Source organism: Gordonia sp. NPDC003950 (genome assembly GCF_053605205.1).
Map to the genome: position 1 here is coordinate 17435 of NZ_JBSGIT010000036.1, position 21060 is coordinate 38494.

At 67.3% G+C, this 21060-nt stretch carries 17 protein-coding genes; 10 read left to right on the forward strand and 7 right to left on the reverse strand.

The genetic code is table 11. The features are described 5' to 3' along the window. The first annotated feature begins 201 nt into the window (after positions 1 to 201). On the forward strand, positions 202 to 1920 hold the full coding sequence (locus ACWETB_RS22595) for a protein kinase domain-containing protein (protein ID WP_449742223.1): 1719 nt from the start codon (positions 202 to 204) through the stop codon (positions 1918 to 1920). 20 nt (positions 1921 to 1940) lie between these two features. On the opposite strand, the gene ACWETB_RS22600 is transcribed toward ACWETB_RS22595, so the two are convergent. Then, positions 1941 to 2417 (reverse strand): PaaI family thioesterase, encoded by a 477-nt coding sequence (locus ACWETB_RS22600; protein WP_449742222.1) that lies wholly within the window; start codon positions 2415 to 2417, stop codon positions 1941 to 1943. 42 nt (positions 2418 to 2459) lie between these two features. On the opposite strand from ACWETB_RS22600, the gene ACWETB_RS22605 reads away from it, so the two are divergent. From ACWETB_RS22605 to ACWETB_RS22635, 7 genes are all read left to right on the forward strand, one after another. Beyond that, positions 2460 to 3065, forward strand: coding sequence for a TetR/AcrR family transcriptional regulator (locus ACWETB_RS22605; RefSeq protein ID WP_452213782.1), 606 nt, complete (start codon positions 2460 to 2462; stop codon positions 3063 to 3065). Positions 3066 to 3210: 145 nt separating this feature from the next. Further along, the gene (locus ACWETB_RS22610) at positions 3211 to 3888 is read left to right on the forward strand and encodes a DUF4166 domain-containing protein (protein WP_449742220.1); all 678 of its coding nucleotides are present in this window, start codon (positions 3211 to 3213) and stop codon (positions 3886 to 3888) included. 17 nt (positions 3889 to 3905) lie between these two features. Further along, positions 3906 to 4346, forward strand: coding sequence for an SRPBCC family protein (locus ACWETB_RS22615; RefSeq protein ID WP_452213785.1), 441 nt, complete (start codon positions 3906 to 3908; stop codon positions 4344 to 4346). Positions 4347 to 4554: 208 nt separating this feature from the next. Then, positions 4555 to 5067, forward strand: coding sequence for a DUF6764 family protein (locus tag ACWETB_RS22620; RefSeq protein ID WP_452213787.1), 513 nt, complete (start codon positions 4555 to 4557; stop codon positions 5065 to 5067). A 109-nt stretch (positions 5068 to 5176) separates the two neighbouring features. Then, positions 5177 to 6124 carry a polyphosphate kinase 2 gene (gene ppk2 / locus ACWETB_RS22625; RefSeq protein ID WP_348805165.1) on the forward strand — a complete coding sequence of 316 codons (948 nt, stop codon included), beginning with the start codon at positions 5177 to 5179 and terminating at the stop codon, positions 6122 to 6124. 52 nt (positions 6125 to 6176) lie between these two features. Next, positions 6177 to 6998, forward strand: a complete 822-nt coding sequence (locus ACWETB_RS22630) for a Trp biosynthesis-associated membrane protein (protein WP_449742217.1) — start codon at positions 6177 to 6179, stop codon at positions 6996 to 6998. A 16-nt stretch (positions 6999 to 7014) separates the two neighbouring features. Further along, positions 7015 to 7758, forward strand: a complete 744-nt coding sequence (locus ACWETB_RS22635) for a rhomboid-like protein (RefSeq protein WP_449742216.1) — start codon at positions 7015 to 7017, stop codon at positions 7756 to 7758. Here the strand turns inward: ACWETB_RS22635 and ACWETB_RS22640 are convergent. The 4 genes from ACWETB_RS22640 to ACWETB_RS22655 all read right to left on the reverse strand — a co-directional run bounded on the left by ACWETB_RS22640 (position 7676) and on the right by ACWETB_RS22655 (position 13583). Then, complete coding sequence (locus ACWETB_RS22640; RefSeq protein ID WP_452213790.1) at positions 7676 to 8845, reverse strand: lipase family protein; 1170 nt, start codon at positions 8843 to 8845, stop codon at positions 7676 to 7678. The two genes, ACWETB_RS22635 and ACWETB_RS22640, sit on opposite strands and share 83 nt — an antisense overlap. A 186-nt stretch (positions 8846 to 9031) precedes the next feature. Next, positions 9032 to 9781 (reverse strand): TerD family protein, encoded by a 750-nt coding sequence (locus tag ACWETB_RS22645; protein ID WP_452213792.1) that lies wholly within the window; start codon positions 9779 to 9781, stop codon positions 9032 to 9034. 107 nt (positions 9782 to 9888) lie between these two features. Continuing rightward, the gene (locus ACWETB_RS22650; RefSeq protein WP_452213794.1) at positions 9889 to 11901 is read right to left on the reverse strand and encodes a hypothetical protein; all 2013 of its coding nucleotides are present in this window, start codon (positions 11899 to 11901) and stop codon (positions 9889 to 9891) included. A gap of 5 nt (positions 11902 to 11906) precedes the next feature. Beyond that, positions 11907 to 13583: an Hsp70 family protein gene (locus tag ACWETB_RS22655; RefSeq protein ID WP_452213796.1), complete on the reverse strand. Its 1677-nt coding sequence runs from the start codon at positions 13581 to 13583 to the stop codon at positions 11907 to 11909. A gap of 77 nt (positions 13584 to 13660) precedes the next feature. On the opposite strand from ACWETB_RS22655, the gene grpE reads away from it, so the two are divergent. Then, a complete protein-coding gene (gene grpE, locus ACWETB_RS22660) occupies positions 13661 to 14131 on the forward strand; it encodes a nucleotide exchange factor GrpE (protein WP_449742211.1) in 471 nt (156 codons plus the stop codon). A gap of 10 nt (positions 14132 to 14141) precedes the next feature. Here grpE and ACWETB_RS22665 read toward each other — a convergent pair whose 3' ends face one another. After that, on the reverse strand, positions 14142 to 16211 hold the full coding sequence (locus ACWETB_RS22665; protein ID WP_452213799.1) for a prolyl oligopeptidase family serine peptidase: 2070 nt from the start codon (positions 16209 to 16211) through the stop codon (positions 14142 to 14144). On the opposite strand from ACWETB_RS22665, the gene ACWETB_RS22670 reads away from it, so the two are divergent. Then, the gene (locus ACWETB_RS22670; protein WP_452213801.1) at positions 16210 to 18759 is read left to right on the forward strand and encodes an excinuclease ABC subunit UvrA; all 2550 of its coding nucleotides are present in this window, start codon (positions 16210 to 16212) and stop codon (positions 18757 to 18759) included. The two genes, ACWETB_RS22665 and ACWETB_RS22670, sit on opposite strands and share 2 nt — an antisense overlap. A gap of 319 nt (positions 18760 to 19078) precedes the next feature. Here the strand turns inward: ACWETB_RS22670 and ACWETB_RS22675 are convergent, their stop codons facing one another. After that, entirely contained in the window at positions 19079 to 20713 is a 1635-nt protein-coding gene (locus ACWETB_RS22675) for an HNH endonuclease (protein WP_452213803.1), read from the reverse strand. Positions 20714 to 21060: the final 347 nt, after the last annotated feature.

Below are 21060 nucleotides of genomic sequence, written 5' to 3' on the forward strand. Positions count from 1 at the left end.
GTCGACGGCATTGGATGAGTTCATCCGCATCCGCCACGGCGAATGCGTCATCCCCGCCTTCGCGTTCACGGCCTCGCCGTTCACATTCGGCGGCGAGCCGGTCCCGGATACTGGTGGGAATCACTCCCGGTTCTCGGGGTGTCGGTGGCGCGGACGAACCACCACCCTTCTGAGCGACGCGAGTGGGTACTCTCTACCGTCATGGCGACGTTGGCGGTGGGCGACGAATTCGCGGGTTATCGCGTCCTCCGTCAGATCGGGGTCGGCGGCATGGGAGAGGTCTACCTCGCCCAGCATCCCCGTCTCCCGCGACAGGACGCGGTAAAGGTCCTTGCGCAGGCGCTACAGCACGACGTGACCTTCCGTGAACGGTTCAACCGCGAGGCCGACATCGCCGCCGGGCTGCTGCACCCGAGCATCGTGCCAACCTATGACCGAGGCGAATCCGAGGGGCGGCTCTGGATCTCGATGGCCTACATCGACGGGTCCGACGTAGCGTCGATGCTGCGCGAGAGTCCGGCTCATCGGCTGCCACCGGCCGTGGTCGGTGAGACCGTGACCGCGATCGCCGATGCGCTCGATCACGCGCACGGAACGGGTTTGCTCCACCGTGACGTGAAACCGGCCAACATCCTGGTGACGTGCGACCGACGACGACGAATCTATCTGGCGGACTTCGGGATCGCCAAGCCACAGGACTCGCAGATGTCGCTCACCGCAACGGGTCTGCTGGTCGGCAGTCTGGCGTACTGTGCGCCGGAACAGGTGCTGGCCACCGAGGAGATCACCGCGGCCGCCGATCAGTACCAGCTGGCCTGCACCGCATTCGAGATGCTTACCGGCACAACACCGTTTCCCGCGTCGAATCTTGCGTCCGCGGTCCATCACCACGTGAGCACGCCACCGCCGCTCGCGTCGCAACGGTGCCCGGAGGTCCCGCGAGCGGTGGACGGGATCTTCGCGCGGGCCATGGCCAAGCGGCCGGAACAACGATTCGCCTGCTGTGCCGATTTTGCCGGCGCGCTCACCGCCGCATTGGATGAGCTCGATAACTTTGTGCCCCTGCAGCATTCATATAACGCTCCGACCCAGGTCTCGACACCACCGCCGCTCCCGATCTCAGCCGCGCCCACCCCGCACAACCCCTTCCCGCACAACCCCTTCCCGCATAGCCCCTCCCCGCAGTACACCACCCAGGGTGAGCTCGGGTCACCGATCCGCTGGACGGGCCGACCGCTGACACCCGAGCAACGCTGTGGCCTGGCCTGTGGCGCCTTCTTCGCGCTGACCTCGGGCGCCGACGCCGTCGACGCCCTGGAGATCCACGACACGCCGCGCGCGATCCGCCGCGCGCTGCGAAAGTCCTGGGCGATCACCGATTCGCAGACCGCCTTCGACATGGTCGAGTCGATCGCCGAGGGTCTCATCACTCCCGACTACGACGCCGTCCTCGCTTTCATTGCGTCGAACGGACTGCCACGCAATCATATTCGCGTCGATTCGGCGCAGTTGGCGGCGTTCTCGGCCCATCATCGGCACATTCCGGGCCACCGCATCATCACCTGTGTGCAGGTGGCCACCGTTTCCCGTGCGCTACCGCTCGCGGTGCCGGTCACCACCGCGGCGTGGGAGATCGGCCAGTGCGTCGAGCTCGCGCGCATGTGCCTACATGTCGGCTTCGGCGACGAGGATTGGGTCTGGCAACTGGTGCTGTCGATGGGGGAGCGGGCCGCCGCGTTCTACCCCGACTGGACTGCGTATGCGGTTGCCTTCGAGTGGGGGCGGGCGTTGGCGTCCGCCGAGAATGGCGCGCGCCCAATCGAACTCGCCGACCAGTCGTGCGCCCGCACCCGTCCGGTACTCGGTCGGTTGCTCACCGACCCGGCGAGCCCGTGGCTGCGGACCCCGCTACGCGGCTGATCACGCCGCAGCAATCCGGCTCAGCGGAATACCATGCACGTCGTCGAACCGTGGGCCACGAGTTTGCCGTCGGCGGTGAACACCTTCCCGTCCGCGGTGGCGGTTCGCCCGCCGACGTGGATGACGGTGCCGATCCCGGTGAGGTCGTCGGCGTCGAGAGGAACCGATCGGATGTAGTTCACCTTCAGTTCGAGGGTGGTGTAGCCGACACCGGCGGGCAGGGTGGTGTGGATGGCGCAGCCCATGACGGAGTCGAGGAGGGTGGCGCAGATGCCGCCGTGGACGGTGCCGAGCGGATTGGAGAAGTCGGGTTTGGGGGTCACCACGAACTCGACGTCCCCTTCGTCGATGCGGACCGGCCGCATACCGAGCAGTCGGCCGATGCTGGGTCGTTCGTCGGAACCGAACTGCCACGCGCGCAGCAACTCCAGTCCGGACAGTTGCGCGGGATCGCTGTCGGGAGTGTTCGTCGTCGTCATGATTATGTATGGTTGCATAAAGCACGTGATTATGAAGGTGCGCATAGGAGCTGATGCTCGATGGACGACCAGTCCACCGAAATCCTCACGACCGCAACCCGGGAGCGTGGACCGAGGGAGCGGATGGTGGTGCACGCCGCCGACCTGATCGGTCGCGACGGTGTGGCGGCCACTTCGATCGGCGATGTCATCGCGGCGAGTTCGGCCCCGCGTGGTTCCATCTATCACCACTTTCCCGGCGGAAAGACGCAGCTGATGACCGAGGCCGTCCGCTATGCAGGGGAGTTCGTGGCCACCCGCATCGGATCGCAGCATCCCGGTTCCCCGGCCGAGGCCGTCATCGGGGTCGGCGACGTGTGGCGTCGGATGCTGGTCAACACCGACTACCAGTTCGGATGCCCGGTGCTCGCCGGCGGGCTCGCCCGCCGCTCCGAGCCCGCCGTCGCCGACGAGGCCGAGGAGATCTTCGGCAACTGGATCCGGCTCATCGCCACCCGGCTGGTCGCCGAGGGCGTCGATCCCGACCGCGCCGACTCGCTGGCCATCCTCGTCGTCTCCGCGATCGAAGGGGCCGTCGGACTGTGTCAGACCCAGCGCAGCGTCGAACCGCTCGACCGGGTGATCGGGGAGCTGGCCCGACTGTGTGACGGAGCGGCCCGGCTGTAGCGGCCCGCTCACGACAGGCCCGGACAACCCGGCAGAAATCGGGAAAACCCGAGACAAACCCCTCGTAGTCCCTGTTCGGATGCGGCGTAGTAGGTTCTTCGCCAACGACTGTCGCGCCGATCACACCGGAGGAGGTGGTGTCCTCGTGACGCCCGTCTATCAGGACGCCCTCGGTTCCGACTTCGACCGACTGCATCCCAACGTGGCCTGGCGTTACAGCATCGACTCGACCTCGAATGTCGCCCAGCTCGGCACCGGCATTCTCGAGTCGGTGTACATCACCTCCGCGCTGCCGCCGCCGTTCTTCTGGTACTACGGCAAACGCAACGCACTGCCGTCCAAGTCGAGCCGGATGGTCCCCTTCACCCAGGGCCACTACTGCTACCGCGACGAACTCGGCCGCGAATGTCTGGCGGTCCTGCGCTCCTTCGACTACACGTCGGGATCGCGCAAACTCAACTCTCTGCTCGTGTCGGGGGCATCGGGCCTCGTCGACTACTTCGGCGACGGTCCCGAACTGCTCTATCCGATCGAACCGTCGGTGACCGAAGCGGGTGAACTGCTGCTGGAGAGCGGCCCGTTGCGGTGGCTGGGTCGCGGGCCCAAGGTCGGCATGCGGGGTCTGTTCCGTTCCGAGATGAAGTACATCGAGGGGTGGGACGAGGAACACCAACGGTTCCGGTGCGACGCGACCGTCCGCAACCCGGTCATCGGCGAGATCCTGCATTTTCGTGGGTGGTTCACCGTCACCGACGTCGCCTGCGGATTGCGTGACATCCCCGACGAAGCGTGGCCGCTGAAACTCGTCGATCGCGAGGCCTGAAGGGTAGGTTCTGTCACATGGCTGTCACTGCGAAAACCGAGTTCGATGTTGCTGCGCCCCCGTCGGTCGTGATGGAGGTGCTGCTGGATGTGGAATCCCTGCCCGACTGGTCCGCACCGCACAAGGCGGCCTCGATCGTCACCTCCTACGACGACGGCGCGCCCGAGCAGGTCGCGATGACTGTGTCGGCGGCGGGCATCAACGACGATCAGACCGTCACCTACACCTGGACCGACAACACCTGCGCGTGGACGCTCGTCGAATCGAAGATGCTCGCCGAGCAGCAGGGCATCTACACCGTGACGGCGAAGGGCGACGGTTCCCACGTCGAGTTCGAGTTGGAGATCGACCTCAAGGTCAAACTTCCCGGGCTGATCGTCAAGCGTGGGCAGAAGACCGCGGTGGAGACGGCGAAGAAGGGTCTGACCGCCGAGTCGGAGCGTCGCGCTAAGGCCTGAGTGTGTTCCATATGCCAACGGGGCCAGGGGATTTCGTTTCTCCTGGTCCCGTTGGCGTATCGGCCGGGAGGCGACTGTACCGGGTGTGGACAACTGTTGTCGTTCCGTGACCACGGCACCGATCGGTTGGCCGAAAAGCGGGAGTAGGCTGATCGAGGTCTGGCCATCTGGTCCAACACATCCGATACGGCGAGGAGGCCGATTCACTGTGCGATTCCACGGATTGACAGCGCGTGCACTGGTGGTGGCTGCGGGGAGTGCAGGCGTGATCTGGGGAATGCATCTCGGTGGCGGTGACGCCTCCGCAGTGACCTGCCAGGCATCGAATGGCCATGAGGTGCAACGCATTCAGGGAACCAGCGGATGTGGCGCGCGGGCCGGTGCGGGCAGCACCGCGAGCGCACAGGAGACCGGCGGGGGCACCGCGGTGGCGGTGGCCGACCGCGGCGGACGCGCCACCGCGATCAACCAGCAGCCCGGGTCGTCGGCACTGGCCGGCGCCACCACCGGCGGGACGTCGTACTCCATCACCACCGGCCCCAAGGCGCTGTCGGTCGCGCAGGCACGTGCGGGCGGGTACTCGGTGGCCGTCGGCGGTGTCGGCGGGCAGGCCTACGCCGGTGCCCCCGGCGTGCAGTGCAGCGGGGGATTCGCCGCGGCGGCCGACTCCACCACCGGCCGGGTATGCCTCAAATACGGGTCGATCAACCTGCGCAATTGACGCGCAGAAACTGCCCAATGACGCGCAGAAACCTGCCCAATTGGCGCCGAAGAACTGCAGTTCACCCCTTCGATACACGGCGTTCGTGCGTGCGGCATATCGTTGAGTGGTGACCGAGTTAACCGATCTCGAAACCCTGGGACCCGACTTCAGCAAGCTGAACGGACGCGAGGCCCTTCAACAGCTCGTCGATCTGCATGACACGACCAACTTCGAGGTCAACGACGACGATGACGACGACCCGGTACTCCTGACGCTGCCCGAACGCAACGTCGTCGACACCTGGCGTGAGGACTACCCGTACGAGGAGCGGATGAGTCGCCGCGAGTACGAGGTGACCAAGCGGCGTCTGCAGATCGAGCTACTGAAGCTGCAGAAGTGGTCCAAGCAGACCGGGCAACGCCACCTGCTGGTGTTCGAGGGACGCGACGCGGCCGGCAAGGGCGGCACCATCAAGCGGTTCAACGAACACCTCAATCCGCGCGGCGCCCGCGTCGTCGCTTTGGAGAAGCCATCGGAGCGGGAATCCACCGAGTGGTACTTCCAGCGGTACGTGCAGCATCTGCCGGCCGCCGGCGAGATGGTCTTCTTCGACCGGTCCTGGTACAACCGCGCCGGCGTCGAACGCGTCATGGGTTTCTGCACACCCGAGCAGTACGACCAGTTCATGGATCAGGTCCCGGCCTTCGAGAAGATGCTCGTCGATGACGGCATCAACCTGGTGAAATTCTGGTTCTCGGTCAGCCCGCTCGAGCAGCGCACCCGGTTCGCCATCCGCCAGATCGACCCGGTCCGGCAGTGGAAACTGTCGCCGATGGATCTCGCATCGCTGGACAAGTGGGACTCCTACGGCGCGGCCAAGGAGGCGATGTTCGAGAAGACGAGCACCGACATCGCCCCGTGGACCGTGGTCAAGAGCAACGACAAGAAACGTGCCCGTATCAACGCGATGCGTCACGTCCTGAGCCTGTTCGAGTACAAGGGCAAAAACCATGAACTCGTCGGCACCCCGGACCCGCGGATCGTCGGGCGGGCACGTGACCTCGTCGATGAGTGACGCGGCGTGCGCTCGCCGGTGACGGTCCGCGCCGACCGGTAGCCTCGTCCCGGTGCGAACGTTTCTCAGTGCCCTGCTGACGTTGATCGCGATGGCCGCGATCGTCGTCGCGTTGCCCTCGATGTGGGTGTCGCAGCGGATCGTCGACGACGACGGTTTCGTCTCCGTCGTGGCGCCGCTGGCCCACGACGCCGAGGTTCAGGACTACATCGCCGACGAGATCACCGCGCAGGTGTCCTCGCGGGTGAGCTTCCCCGGGGCGTCGGCGGTGATCGCGCCGGTCGCGCAGAACTACACCAAGAGTGCGCAGTTCCCGGCGGACTTCACCGACCTGGTCCGCCAGGAACATGACTGGCTCTTCGACCCGGCGCCGAGCGGCTCGGCCGACCAGACGATGCAGCTGGACATCACCGCGATGGTCAACCGGGCACTCGAGGGCGCCAACCTGCCGTTCACGGTGAGCGTCGACGGACCGATCCAGGTGGAGATGACCGAGCGCGGCCTCGAGGCCGGGCGATATCACCTCATCGGCACCCAGATCACCACCATCGGATACGTCTCCGTGGCGGTCGCGGTGGTCGCCGGAGTGCTCGCGCTGATCATCGCGCGACGTCGGGGTACCGTGCTGATCTGGCTGGGCATCGGTGCGTTGCTGGCCGCGCTGGCCTGCTGGCTGGTGGCGCTCAACGCCACCACCATCGTCGACCGGCAGGTCTCCTCGTCCGGGTCGGACAACACCGTTGTACGCCTGACCACCGACGCCCTCGCCGATGACCTCACACAGTGGTCGGTGATCGCGGCGATCGCCGGGGCCGTGGTGATGGTCCTCGGTCTCATCGCCCGTGTCGCGTTCCGCGGCCCCGCCCGCATGTAGACCTGCGGGGTGAGACGTGAGCGCATGGACGAGGCGAGTCGCGGGCGCGGCGTGGCGGCAGGTCCGCGGCGCTCCGCTGACGTTCGGCTGGCTGATCATCCTGTTCGTCACCACGTCCATCCAGCATTCGTTGACCCCCAGAGAACTCGACGACGCCCTAGGTGACCGCTCGACCAACATCGCGCACCTCACGAGCGATCCGCTGGAGGCCTTCCACGTCCTCGTCGCCAGCCTGTTCTGGATCGACGGACAGTGGTGGTTCCCGTACCTGATCTTGTTCCTGGTGTTTCATCGGCCCGCCGAGCAATGGCTGGGGTCGGTGCGGTGGTTCGTCGTCGGATTCAGCGCCCACGTCGCCGCGACCTTCCTCAGCGAAGGCGCACTGGACCGCGCCATCGACGCCGGACTGCGCAGCCCGTCGATGGTCAACGTGCTCGACGTCGGGGTCAGCTACTTCCTGGCCGCGATCGTGGGTGTGCTGGCCTACCGAATCGTGCGGCCCTGGCGATGGGTGTACCTCGCCGGTGTGGCGCTCGTCTACGGGCTGCCGTTGGCCGAGCAGATCACCTTCACCGGGATCGGGCACGCCTCGTCGGTCCTCATCGGTCTCGCGTGGTATCCGATCACCCGGGGACGCCCTGGCGCACAATGGGATCCGGTGGTGAGCCTGCGGCGGTTCAGACGCGGGCCAGCAGCCACGGCAGGTCCGCTGCGTAGATGTCGCGCGGACCGCCCAGGCACACGGCGACCCGATCACTGACCTCGACGCCCGCCGCCCGGTAGGTGTCCACGGCCCGCCGGAGATCGTCCACCGGGGTGACCGCGATCGGTGAGACGTTGGAATCGCACCGCGTCATCCGCAGCGCCGCCGTCGGTGACGGTGAGGTCGGCGTCGCCAACGCCGCGGCGGCGAAGGCGGGCTGGAAGTCCGGGTCGTCATACGGCGAATGGCCCGACAGGAACAGCGCACTCAACGGCACCCCACCCAGGGTCATGTACGTCGGTGTCGCGCATCCGGAGCGGAAGACCTCGGCGATGCCGCGACCCACCGGGGTGAGTTTTTCGTCGATGCGCATCTCGGGATGCCCGACCTCGAGGCCCAGCAGGTCGGCGAAGGCGAAACCGGAACCGACCCCACCGTCGTTGGCGCGGATGAAGTTTCGATGATCGGGCACCATCTGCCCGATGACGATCGCCGGGATGTGCAGTTCCGGGGCGTAGGTCGCGGCCTGTTCGGCGGCCACCGCGGCGGCCTGGCTGCCACCGCCCGACGGCCCGAAGATGCCGATGGTGCTCGACGCGGTCAGTCCCGACCCGGGGATCTGTAGGGCGGCTCGCAGACCGTCGAGCATCGAGTGCCCGTCGAACCGGGGCAGCAACGTGGGGGCCGGTGCGACGCCGTCACTGGCGAGGTCGGCGACGAACACCGCGTGGCCGGCCCGCAGCGCCGCCACCGTCGAGTTGACCGGTGCGATGCCGACGGCGCGGTCGAGCACGGAATCACGGGTGAGTGTGGTGGTCGGCCGGCAGTAGGCGCCCATGCTCTCGTCGGAGACCCCGATGCCGATCAGGGAGCGGTGCCCGTCGGGAGTGCTCGCGGTCATGGCGTCCGGCGGGATGAAGAACGAGCCACTCGCGGTGGTGCGGCCCCCGCGCGGGCCGGTGGTGACATACAGCAGCCGATAACTGCGAGTACCCGGAACCTTCTCGGCGATGCCGGCCCCGGGCGTCGGTTCGATCCGCACGATCGAGCCGAGGCGGGCGTCGGGTGGCGGTGGCGCGGTGGCGTAGAACGGATCGGGCGCCGCATGCGCCGGACCCGGGATCAGAAGTGCCCCGACGGCCACCGTAATGAGCGCGAAAGTGTAAGCGAGACAACGACGAACAGAGAAGCGAACAGACGAACCAACAGCAGACACGGTGCACAATCCCCCGATTGAGTGCGATGACAACCGCTCACGCTACGTGATCGGTGGTCATCGACGCACCCCGGTGTGAGTGGTGGCATAACTGCCGGGGTGCGTCGGGGAGGGCTACTTGCGACCGGCCTTCCAGTTCAGGCCCCATCCGTAGGCCTGATCGACCTTGGACTGCGACCCGCGGATGTAGCGCACCTCACGGTTGATGACGAGTTCGCCGCCGCGGTTCTCCAGCATCGCGATGGCGCAGGAGATCGCGCTCTGATCGGCCTCGTCGAGATGCACCTCGATCTGCGGGCCGTTGGCCGGGAACAGGGTGACCACGCCGTTGGCGGCGGCCCAGTTGGGAGCGCCCTCGTAGATGTAGGCGAAGATCAGGATGCGGCGGATCTGATTCGACGCCGACAGGTCGATGTACATGTTCTCGCCGCCGGTATTCGACCCGGAGCGGTCGTCGCCGTCGAGCCAGATGATCGGGCGGCCCTCGTACGGCGCCTGGAAGGCGTTGCCGAGTGCCTGCACGATGCCCTTGCTGCCGTCGGTGAACTCCCACATGCAGGCCAGGTCGAGGTCGACGCCGGCCGCGCGACGGAAGAGTCCGCCCTTGCTGGAGGTCCAGTTGAGGTTGATCCGCACCTGCCCGGTCGCCGATCCCTGCTTGGTCAGCGAGACGCTGGGCGCCGACTTGGTCAGCGTCACCTTGGACAGCGAGACCGGCGGTGCGGCCGGCGGCTGCTGCTGATACGGCTGTGCCGGCGGCTGCTGCTGATACGGCTGTGCCTGCGGCGGTTGCTGATACGGCTGCTGGCCCGGCTGTGCCGGATATGGTTGCGCCTTCGGTCGCTTGGTGTAGTCGATACCCATGGAAGTCCCTCGACCCCTATCGTCGTCGAATCCTCGATGATCACTGCTGTCCGATTTGAGTGTGGCCCAGCCTAGCGAAACGCGGTGAACGCGGAGTGGGGGTCGGCTCAGAGCCGTGCCCGTGCCGCCGGGCCGAAGTGTGCGGCCACAGTCAGGGTCTCCGGTGAGACACGACGGCAGGCGGCGACGGCGACATGCGCGGGACGTGCGGCGGAGCCCGGAATCCGGTAGCCGCCGTCGATCTCGTATCGCGTGTTGGTGACCTTCTTGCTCACCGCGGCCGGGTCCCGCGGGTTCTCCGGAGGTGCATCCGACCGAATGACGACCATCACCTCGGTGACACCCGCCGGCCACGTGAACGTCAGCAGATCACCGGTCACCGCCACGTCGGTGATGTCGGGGAGATCGGCGGTCGGGGCCGGTGGTGGGGTCGGCGACGGCGGCGCGGGTGGTGGTGGGATGCGGGATGGGGGTGTGCGGGTGGTCGGTGCGGTGTGGGCGGGGGCGGGTGAATTCGCGGATCGGTCTTCGGGTGCGCGGGCCGACGACACCGCCGGTGCCGAGTGCATCCCGTCGACGGAGGCGGTGACCTCGTAGCTCGGCAGCCCCTCCGACGGGCGGGTGCCACCGTCCTCGAGTTCGGTGGTCGCGGTGCGGCCCACCACCTGTCGGCGGCCGGTGCGATCGACACGGGTGACGCGGTAGGTCGCACCCGGCGTCGGCGACGGTTCCCATGCGACGACGACCGCCCCGTTGGCGAAGGCCTCGTGCACGTTCGACGGTGGTGCGGGGGTGGTGTCGGGCGCGGCCGTCGGTGGTGTGGGGGATACGTCGGCCGGATTCGGTTGTGGGGCAGAGGGAGTCACGGGAGTCGGTGCTGCGGGCGCGCGTGACGCGCGGGCGATCTCGTCGGCCACGGCCTCGATCTGGCGTCGCGCGGCGTCGTCGTCACCGGCGAACGACCGGGCCTGATCGCATCGTGTGCGGGCATCGTCGAGGTTGCCCTTGCGCAGGGCCTGCCGTGCGGAGCGGAGGGACCGTTGCCAGTCACCCTGGGGCGGTGTCGGTGTTGGTGTTGGTGTTGGTGCCGGTTGTGTCGGTGTCGGGGGTGGTGGCGGTGTTTCGCCGGCGGTGTCCACCTCGCCGCCGAACTCCCGGGTGATGTCGTCGATGAGGCGCCGCGCATCCCGGGTGCCGAGGCCGAGGTCGCGGGCCTCCTCAAGCATGTACTGACGGTCGTCGGGGTGCAGACGATCCTCGACGAGGATGGCGGCGCGAATCCGGGGTCGCAGGTGTGCGCCCACCGATTCCCGTACCGAGGCCAGGTAGGCGTCGGCGAGCGCGGGGCCGCCGAGCAACACATCGTTGATGGTGATCAGTAGTTCGTCGATCAGCGCCCGCATCCGCCCGGCCGGGAGTTCCCGTGCGCGGCTTTGCAATGCCTCGGCGCGCAGGGTGATCTCGGTGAGGTTGGTGGCGTCGTCGGTGTCGAGACCGAGCACCGCCAGCAGTGTGTGTGAGGCGGGGCCGCTGCCGCGTCGACTGAACTCGGCGAGCAGTTCGGTGATCTGGGCCAGCCGGTGCGCCGACAGGGCCGGGGCGGCGGGCGCGGTGGTCTCCGGCGGAGCTGCCGGGGAATCGTCGATGACCCGATGCCGGCGGACACGGGTGGCGACCTCGTCGGCACTGAGTCCGCCCATCGCACCGATCTCGTCGAGCCCGCCGCGTTTGCTGGTCGGGATGCCGCCGTAGCGGCCGATCAGGCGCTCGATCGCTTTGTCGAGCAACGCATATCGATCCTCGTCGCGGCGCCGACGACGGTCTGTGATCATCCGGGCCTCGGCGAGCCGGGACGCGGATTCCCGCAGCGGTGCGCTGCGTTGCGGATGTTCGGCGACGAGTTGCTCGACGAGGACCCGGTACTTGGGGTGATCGCGATGCTTCTGCCAGAACGCCCACACCTCGTCGAGTCGCATCCGGACCGCGTCGTCGGTGAGATCGGCGGCCTGCTCGAGCGGAAGGTCGTACAGCTCAAAGGAATCCGACTCGTCCACTCCGCCGCGGCGTTCGACCGCGGCCAGGACGCGTTTGCGGTAGTCGTTCCCGACGAACGGCTGCATACCGCTCAACCGTCCCGGCGCCGGCTGCGGTGTACCTGGTCGAGCTCGCGGGCCACCTCCGACTGTGACAGCGTCGCACCGGTTCTCGCGGTCAGACGCAGCGGGAGGTCGGCGTCGATGTGGTGGGCCGTCACGATCAGGACACCGTCGAATCCCATCTCGAAGGTCACCCGCACCTCGCTGTTCTCGTCGTAGCCCGACGGGATGTCGTCGATGGCGCCCTCGATGAGCACCTTCGCATCCTGCGGGAGTGGGGAGGCCTGCTGCCCGAGTTGCTCCATCACGGTCAGTTCGATGCGTCGCTGATCGGCACGCACGGTGCCGAAGGAGCGTCGGACCCGGATGGGCAGCGGCTGATTGCGGTGCACCAGCCACGTCACCTCGAGGTCACCGCTGCGGCCGCTGACGGCGAGGATGCCGAAACCCCGGGACACGACGGTGTCGACGGAGATCTCCAGCATCCGCCGCACGCCGGCCACCGGCATCGCGAAGGCACGCGCCACCCGTGACGCGGCGGCGTCGACATCGGCCGGGTCGGCGTCGAAGATGCCACCGTGCGCGGGCAGGCGCCCGCGGGTCTGCAGGTCGGCGGCGACGAGACGTTCGATCTCGAGTTTCTCGCCGTAGATGGCGGCGCCCTTGGCCACCGCGAGATCCGGATCGGACAGTTCCGGGACGATGCCCAGCGCGGTGGTGAGTTCGCGTGCCACCGCGGGCATCCGGGACGAACCGCCGACCAGCAGGATGCGGTCGACGCGGGTGACGCCGCGGTCGCGGGCAGCGGCCAGACAGGCCTTGGTGAGATCGATGGTGCGGGCCAGCAGCCCTGCGGTGAGGTCCTCGAGTTCGGCGCGGGTGACGGTGATGACCGACCGTTGGCCGTCGTGAGAGACGATCACCGACGTCGACTCCGCCTCGGTCAGTTCGTGTTTCGCGCGTTCGGCGGCCAGGATCAGCGACTGCGAACCGGCCGAGTCGTCCAGGGGGTCCTCGGCATCGGGGTGTTCGGCGCAGAAGGCCCGGGACAGGTGCAGGGCGAGGCGTTCATCCCAGTCGGCGCCGCCGAGTTGGTGATCACCGTCGACGGCGAGTACCGAGATCCGGCGGTCGGCCAGTTCGATGACGGTGGCGTCGAAGGTGCCGCCGCCGAGGTCGTAGACGAGGACGGTCTCATCCGGTGTGCCCTTGGCCAGGGCGTCGGTCAAACGACTGAATCCGTACGACAGGGCCGCGGCGATCGGCTCCGACAACACGCCGGCCACCTCGATGTCGGCATAGGTGCCGGCCTGGATGGTGGCACGGCGTTCCTCGTCGCCGAAGTAGGCGGGCACGGTGATGACGGCCCGTTCCACCTTCTGACCGGCGAACTCCGCGCTACTGGCCAGCGACTTGAGGATCAACGCAGAGATGGCCGGCGCCGACCAACTCTGACCGTGCGCGACGAACCGCCAGTCGGCGTCGCCCATCCGCCGTTTGACCAGCGTGCACACGTTGTCCGGGTCGAGTCGCGCCTGCCGGCGGGCCGCTTCGCCGACGATGTGGTCGTGTGCCGAGGGCAGCAGGATCACCGACGGGGTGGTCGGCGAACCGTTCCAGTCGGCGACGACCGACGGCCTGCCGTCGGCATCCATCGCCGCGATGGCAGAGTTCGTCGTCCCCAGGTCGATCCCGTATACGCCCACGGTCGGCGATCGTAACAGCGACCAAGGCGCCCCGAGGGTGGTCGAGCGAGGGTGGGCGGTGTGATTACGCTACGCGGATGACCACAGGAGCAGAAGACGGGGGCGGGCTCGCCGAGCAGCTCCGCAGTCTCGACGAGCAGGTGTCCGATCTGGCCCGGGTGATCGCGCGTCAGGCGCAGACGATTGAGCGGCTCGTCGACGCCGACGCGAAGCGGGCGGGCGCCGCCACCGCGGACCTGCCGCTGCTCGTCGAGTTGCTGGCGTTGTACTCCGATGCCGCGGCGTGCGCCGAGGGGGCCGACGGCGAGACCGATCGGGCGGCGTTCACCGCGTTGCGTGACGGGCTCGATCGGCTGATCGTCGGCCGCGGCGGCCTCGTCGTGGTGCCGCGCGTCGGGGATGCGTTCGACGTCGCCACCATGGACGCCGTCGACACCGTCCCGACCGAGGGTGACGCGCAGTCGCGCACCGTCGCGCAACTGCTGCGTCCGGGACTGCGTGTCGGGGAGCGGTCGGTGCGGCCGGCGGCGGTCGTCGTGTACCGCTGAGTCCCGTTGCCTACTCGGCGGTTCCGATCGTGCGCCACAGGAATTCGTAGGCCAGGGCGGTCTTGAAGGCGGACTGCTTGTTGTCGGCGGCACCGCCGTGGCCGCCCTCGATGTTCTCGTAGTACGACACGGTGTGGCCGTACTCCTCCAGTCGCGCAACGAGTTTGCGGGCGTGTCCGGGGTGTACCCGATCGTCGCGGGTCGACGTGGTCACCAGGATCGGTGGATAGGTGCGGTCCTTCGCGAGGTTCTGATACGGCGAGTACTCGCTGATATAGGCCCACTCGTCGGGGTTGTCGGGGTCGCCGTATTCGGCCATCCAGGAGGCGCCCGCGAGCAGCAGGTGATAGCGACGCATGTCGATCAGCGGGACCTGGCAGACAAGGGCACCGAACAACTCCGGGTACCGGGTGAGCATCACACCCATCAGCAATCCGCCGTTGGAGCCACCCTGCGCGGCCAACTGCTCGTGTGTCGTCAGGCCGCGGGACACCAGATCCTTGGCGACGCCGGCGAAGTCCTCGTAGACCAGGTGGCGTCCGGCCTTGAGTGCCTGGGTGTGCCACGACGGCCCGTACTCGCCGCCGCCCCGGATGTTGGCGATGACGTAGATGCCGCCGCGGGCGATCCAGCTGCGTCCGGCCAGCGCGAGATAGCCGGGGGTGAGCGAGTTCTCGAAGCCCCCGTAGCCGTAGAGCAGGGTCGGTCCGGCGGTGACGTCGGTGCGGCGAACGACGAAGTAGGGGATGGCGGTGCCGTCGTCGGAGGTGGCGAAGAACTGTTCGGCGACAACCTTATCCGCGTCGAAGAAGGCCGGAGTGTGCTTGATGACGGTGGTCTCGCCGCCGGACTCGCCGTGCAGCAGGCTCGGTGGTTCGGTGAACGACGTCGCCGACCAGAACACCTCGTCGCTGTGGTCGGGGTCGGTGTCGAGGACCGACACGGTGGCCAGATCCGGCAGTCCTCGCTGCTCGACGGGCGTCCAGTCACCCAGGGTGAGGACGGTGACCTCGGTGTGCACGTCATGCAGGGTGAGCATGATCAGGTGTGAGCGGGTGAAGGTGAACGACTGCAGGCTGGTGTGCGTGTCCGGGGTGAACAGCACTGTGTGCGTGCGGTTTCCGGTGAGGAAGGCCGGGTAGTCGAACACCAGCAGAGTGCCCGCGGCGCGCACCACGCCGTCGACCTCCCAGTCCGTGCGGGGGCGCACGAACATCGCGTCGTGGTGCACGACGAAGTGTGCGTCGGTGGGGATGTCGATGAGAATCGTTTCGGTTCCATGGTTTTTGGCGCCATGGGTTTCGGTCTCTCGCAACTCGTAGGCGAGCTCGTTGAAGAAGTCGGTGGCGCGGCCCACGAAGTGACGTTCGTGACCGGGGGTGTGATCGTAGACGGCACTGACGGTGACGTCGGTGACCTCCCCGGCGTACACCGTCGGTGCGTCGTCGAGTGCGGTGCCGCGGGTCCAGCGTTTGATGATCCGCGGATACCCGGACGTCGTCAGCGATCCCGCGCCGTCGGGCTGCGGGCCGAAATCGGTTCCGACGTAGACGGTGTCGCGGTCGATCCAGGAGATCGACGACTTGTTCTCGGGTAGCGCGAAGCCGTCCTCGACCCAACTGCGGGCGGCGACATCGAATTCGCGGATCACCGCGGCGTCGGCACCGCCCCGCGACATCGAGATGAGGGCGCGGTCGTAGTCCGGCCAGTTCATCGTCGCGGACTTCCACACCCAGTTCTCGTCGTCGGTGGCGGCGAGGCCGTCGACGTCGATGAGCACGTCCCAGTCCGGGGAGTCGGTCAGGTAGGACTCCAGGGTGGTGCGTCGCCACAGTCCCCGCGGGTGCGTCGCATCGCGCCAGAAGTTGTACAGGAACCCGCCACGCCGCCGGACATACGGGATGCGGTCATCGGTGTCGAGCACCTCCAGTGCCTGCGACTCGAGTTCGCGGAACCGGTCGGAGTCGGTCAGATCGGCCAGCGTCGGTTCGTTGTGCGCCCGCACCCACTCGAGGGCGTCGTCGCCGGTGACGTCCTCCAGCCACAAGTATGGGTCGGTATCGAACTCATTGCTGCTCATGACCGCCCAACCTACTCTGGACACGGTGACCCGACGCGCCGAGCACGCCGCACCCGAGGAGATCGCCGTACGTGGTGCGCGCGTCAACAACCTGCGTGACGTCGACGTCGACATCCCGCTGCGGACGATGGTCGGGATCGCCGGGGTGTCCGGGTCGGGGAAATCCTCCCTGGCGCTGGGCGTGCTCTACTCCGAGGGCGCGCGGCGGTACATCGAGGCGCTCTCGACCTATACCCGCAGGCGGATGGCGCACGCGCCGCGGGCCGCGGTGGATTCCGTCGAACACGTGCCGGCCGCCCTCGCGTTGCGGCAGCGACCCGGCGTGCCGGGCGTGCGGTCGACCTTCGGCACCTCCAGCGAGCTGCTCAACGTGGTGCGACTGATGTTCTCGCGACTGGCCTCGCACCGGTGTCCCAACGGGCACTACGTGCCGCCCTCCATCGACGTCGCCGCGGAGGTCCCGTTCTTCTGCCCGGAGTGTGGGGCGCAGGTCGACGCGCCCGGCGCCGAAGCCCTGGCGTTCAACTCGGGCGGGGCCTGCCCGACGTGTTCGGGCACCGGCGTGGTCCGCACCGTCGACGACGCCGCGCTCGTTCCCGATCCGGGGAAGACCCTCGACGAGGGCGCGGTGGTCCCGTGGAACATGTTCGGCTTCAACGTCCAGCCGACCATCGCCCGGGAGTTCGGGGTGCGCACCGATGTCCCGTGGCGCGATCTCACCGACGCCGAACGGGAGATCGTGCTCGACGGCCCGGAGGAGAAGAAGCACATCACCTTCGCTTCTCGGAAAGGTATCCACGACCTGGACTTCACGTTCCGCAACGCACGGCTGACCGTCACCGAGGAACTCAGACGTGCCGACACCGAGAAGCGACTGGCGCGGGTCAGCCGCTTCCTCACCGAGGGGGTGTGCCCCGACTGTCATGGCACCCGCCTGAGTGAGGCGGCCCGTGCCCCGCGGATCGGCGAGCAGAACCTCGCCGACGTCACCGCACTGTCCCTCGATGATCTGCTCGACTGGGCGCCGACGATCCCGCCGACGCTGCCCGCCGAGATGCGCACCATGGCACAGGGATTGGTGGACACGTTGCTCGGCATGGCGCAACGACTCATCGAACTCGGACTCGGCTACCTCACCCTGGATCGTGCCGGGGCCACGCTGTCAACCGGTGAACGGCAACGCGTCCAGCTGGCCCGCGCCGTGCGCAACCGCACCACCGGGGTGCTCTACGTCCTCGACGAACCGTCGATCGGATTGCATCCGGCCAACATCGACGGCCTCCTCGGTGTGATGGATGATCTTCTCGTCGACGGCAATTCGGTGGTCTTCGTCGACCACGACGTGCAGATCCTCCGTCGTGCCGACTGGCTGATCGAGATCGGCCCGGGATCGGGTACCGAGGGTGGACGGGTCATCGCACAGGGCGGCGTGCGTGAACTCGCCGCCGAACCGGCATCGCGGCTCGCCGGGTTCCTGACCGGGGATGAACCCGTCGTGATCCGGGAGAAGTGCTCTCCGGATACGGTTTTCGACCTCGGTACGCTTCATCTGGAGACGACGGCCATTCACACCGTGCACGACCTCGCCGTCGACATCCCGGTGGGACGGTTGGTTGCGGTGACCGGGGTGTCCGGTTCCGGCAAGACGACGCTGGTCCTGGATTCGCTGGTGCCGGCGCTCACCGCACACGCCGCCGGCCAGGCCGCTCGGATGCCGGGCCACGTGCGTCGCCTCGATGTCCCGGAACCCGTATCCGGCAAGAAGATCCGGGTGCATGTCGTGGACGCCACGCCGATCGGCATCAACGTCCGCTCGACAGTCGCGACCTACTCGAAGGTGATGGACGATCTGCGTGATGCGTATGCGGCCACCGATGAGGCCCGTGCTGCGGGGCTGACCGCGTCCGACTTCTCCCACAACACCGGATCATTGGCGTGCCCGCGGTGCGACGGTACCGGTCAGGTATCGCTCGACGTGCAGTTCCTGCCGGATGTCGACATCGTCTGCCCGGACTGCGACGGAAGCCGTTACGGGCCACGGGCCAAAGACTTTCGTCGTGACGGCCTCGCGCTACCGGATCTGCTCGGCCATACCATCCGGGACGCCGTGGGAGTGGTGACGGGACTGCCGCGGGTCACCAGGAGGCTGCGCGCCTTCGACGAACTCGGCCTGGGGTATCTCACGCTCAACGAGGCGACCCCGGCGCTCTCCGGTGGGGAGGCGCAACGCCTGAAGCTGGTGAATCAGTTGCACCGCAATCAGAACGATGCCGTGTTCGTCCTCGACGAACCGAGCGTCGGGCTGCATCCGCTCGACGTCCGCACCCTGCTGGCGGTGCTGACCCGACTGACCGACCGGGGTGCCACCGTCATCGTCATCGAGCATGATCTCGACATGATCGCCAACGCCGATCACATCATCGACATGGGCCCGGGTGGTGGCACCGACGGCGGACGCATCGTCGCGGTGGGATCACCGGAACAGGTTGCACAGAACCCGGATTCGGTGACCGGACGATACCTGTACCAGCACCTGACGGGGCCGTAGGCCGAGTCCCGCCGACGTGCCGTCGGGCCGGTCGAGCCGCCACCCGCTCGCCGGTCGAGCCGCCTCGTGCGAGCTTGCGAGCCCGTGGCGTGTCCGCCGGGCCGAGCTTGTCGAGGTCGTTTCGACGGAGCTCAACGCAAGGAGACCACGCAACCCGAAGCTGGAAACCGACTGCAGCGCAACCTTACTCCCGCCGGTCGAGCGGCCCATCCCGCCGGTCGAGCCGCCTCGTGCGAGCTTGCGAGCCCGTGGCGTGTCGAGACCACGCAACATGGAGCTGGAAACCGATTGCAGCGCAACATCACCCGACGGCAGTGACCTACCGCGGATAGGTGGTGATGGTCTCCCCGGTGACCGGGTCGCGCCAGATGACAGCCCGATCCGACAGCATGGTGGGGATCAACAATCCCATGTGTTTTCTCTGATGGTCCGGGGTACACAGCGGCATCAGGTTGAATTCCACGGTCCAGCCACCGGTTATCGGATCCTGGTGCACGAATTTCACCAGGTGATCGATCTGGCATTCACTGGCCGGGCGGCCGCAATGCGGGTACCGGCAGGTGCCATCCAACTCGATGATCTTCTCCCGCAACCATGCCGGTATCCGATACGTCAACGCACCCGATGGTGGGAGCAGATGTCCGCCGTGTCCGGTGGGGTCGATCGGTGCCGCGGGGAACGGATCGTCGAGGCGACGCCACGCCGCGGGTATCCGATCGAGTGAGGTGGCGGTGTTGATGGTGGGGATGTCCAGGGTGGGAAACTCGCTGACGGTGACCAGCTGTCCCGAGCTGATCAGCGATCGGGCGTGGGAGTTGTCAATCACGCCGAAGTACTCCAACCGGGCCTCCCGCTGCCCGGACGGATCGGTGATCAACGACAGCGACAACTGCGAATCGCTTTCGGTGTCGGTGTCGGGTTGCGCCTCTTCGGTATCCGTTGCATCGAAGTCAGCGTCGTCGTCGGTGATCGTCTCGGCATCGTCGGTGACATCGGCGTCACCATCAGCGTCCGACTGTGCATCGTCGGTCGTCTCGAGATCGTCGGTTACGTCGGCGTCCGCATCGACATCGTCGGACGGATCAGTCTCGTCGACGTCGATGTCGAGGTCGGTCAGACCACTCGGCTCCTCCGGCAAGGGGATCGCCCGGGAGCAGTCGCCTCGCCCGCATTCGCACGACAGGTGCGCGCCGGGCAGTCCTTGGATTTCGGCGAATGCCGCGACCTGCACCTGACCCTGACGACGCGGATCACGTGGGCAGATCCGCTCACTGATCATCTTCGCGATCCGCGCCGCCAGGTGGGCACCCATCTCGCCGGGGGCGTAGACGGAGATGCTGCAGTGCCCGTTGGTATCCCGACGCACCCGCACGTTCTGATCGCGTGCGGCGGCTTCCTCGCGCCGGTCGGCGGCACCGTCAGGATCCAGCGCGATCACCATCTCGACGACCTGATCCCGCAATGTCGTATCCGCCTGATTGCGTTCGGCGAGCTGCAGTGCACGGGTTTCGGCGAAGGCGCGGACATCGTCGTCGGACAGGACGCCGATCTCGTTGGCGATGATGCGGATACGTTCCAGGCAGTGGTCACCGTCCAGGAACGCGGCGGTCACCGTCGGGAGCGTCGACAGCAGAAAGCTCAGCGTCATCCACGCGGTGGCTTGCGGCACCGAGACACCCAGGGTGGTCGATACCTTGCCGGTGACGGCTTTGTCGACGGCACCGGTGGTGTGCACGTTGGTCTGATGGCCCGAGAGCAGCATCTCGTCGTATACGGTGTGCCCGATCCGCGCCGCCGACAACACTTTCCGTGCGATCACTTGTCGTTCCTGGCGTTGCAACAGTCGGGCGAGTGCGGTGGCCGCCTCGACGGGGAGGTGATCGATCATGGTGGCGTCGTCGGCGGTCATCGACAGTTGCGGGACCTGATTGGTCTGAATCATAGTGTCGGCCATGGTGTTCACCTCCTCTGCTCGGTCGCTCCAACTGAACTGAGTCAAGTGTAGCGAGGGGCACCGACAAGTTCTTCCGGCGTGGAATGTGGTGGGGATGAACGCTGTCGGTTCCCGCAGGGTTGGCTTCGGTTGCCGCTCGGCTGGTTTCGCTTTCGGCATGCGGAAGTGGTCTCGATACGCGACGAGCTCGCTTCGCTCGCGCGGCGCACTCGACCAGCGGGGGTGGCGGAGGTGGCCTCGACCTCGACAAGCTCGGCCCGGCGGATACACCGACTCGCAAGCTCGTCGGCACTCGGCCAGCGGGTGTTGCCCACCGCTGGCGAGATCTGAAGAGAACACGTCTGAAC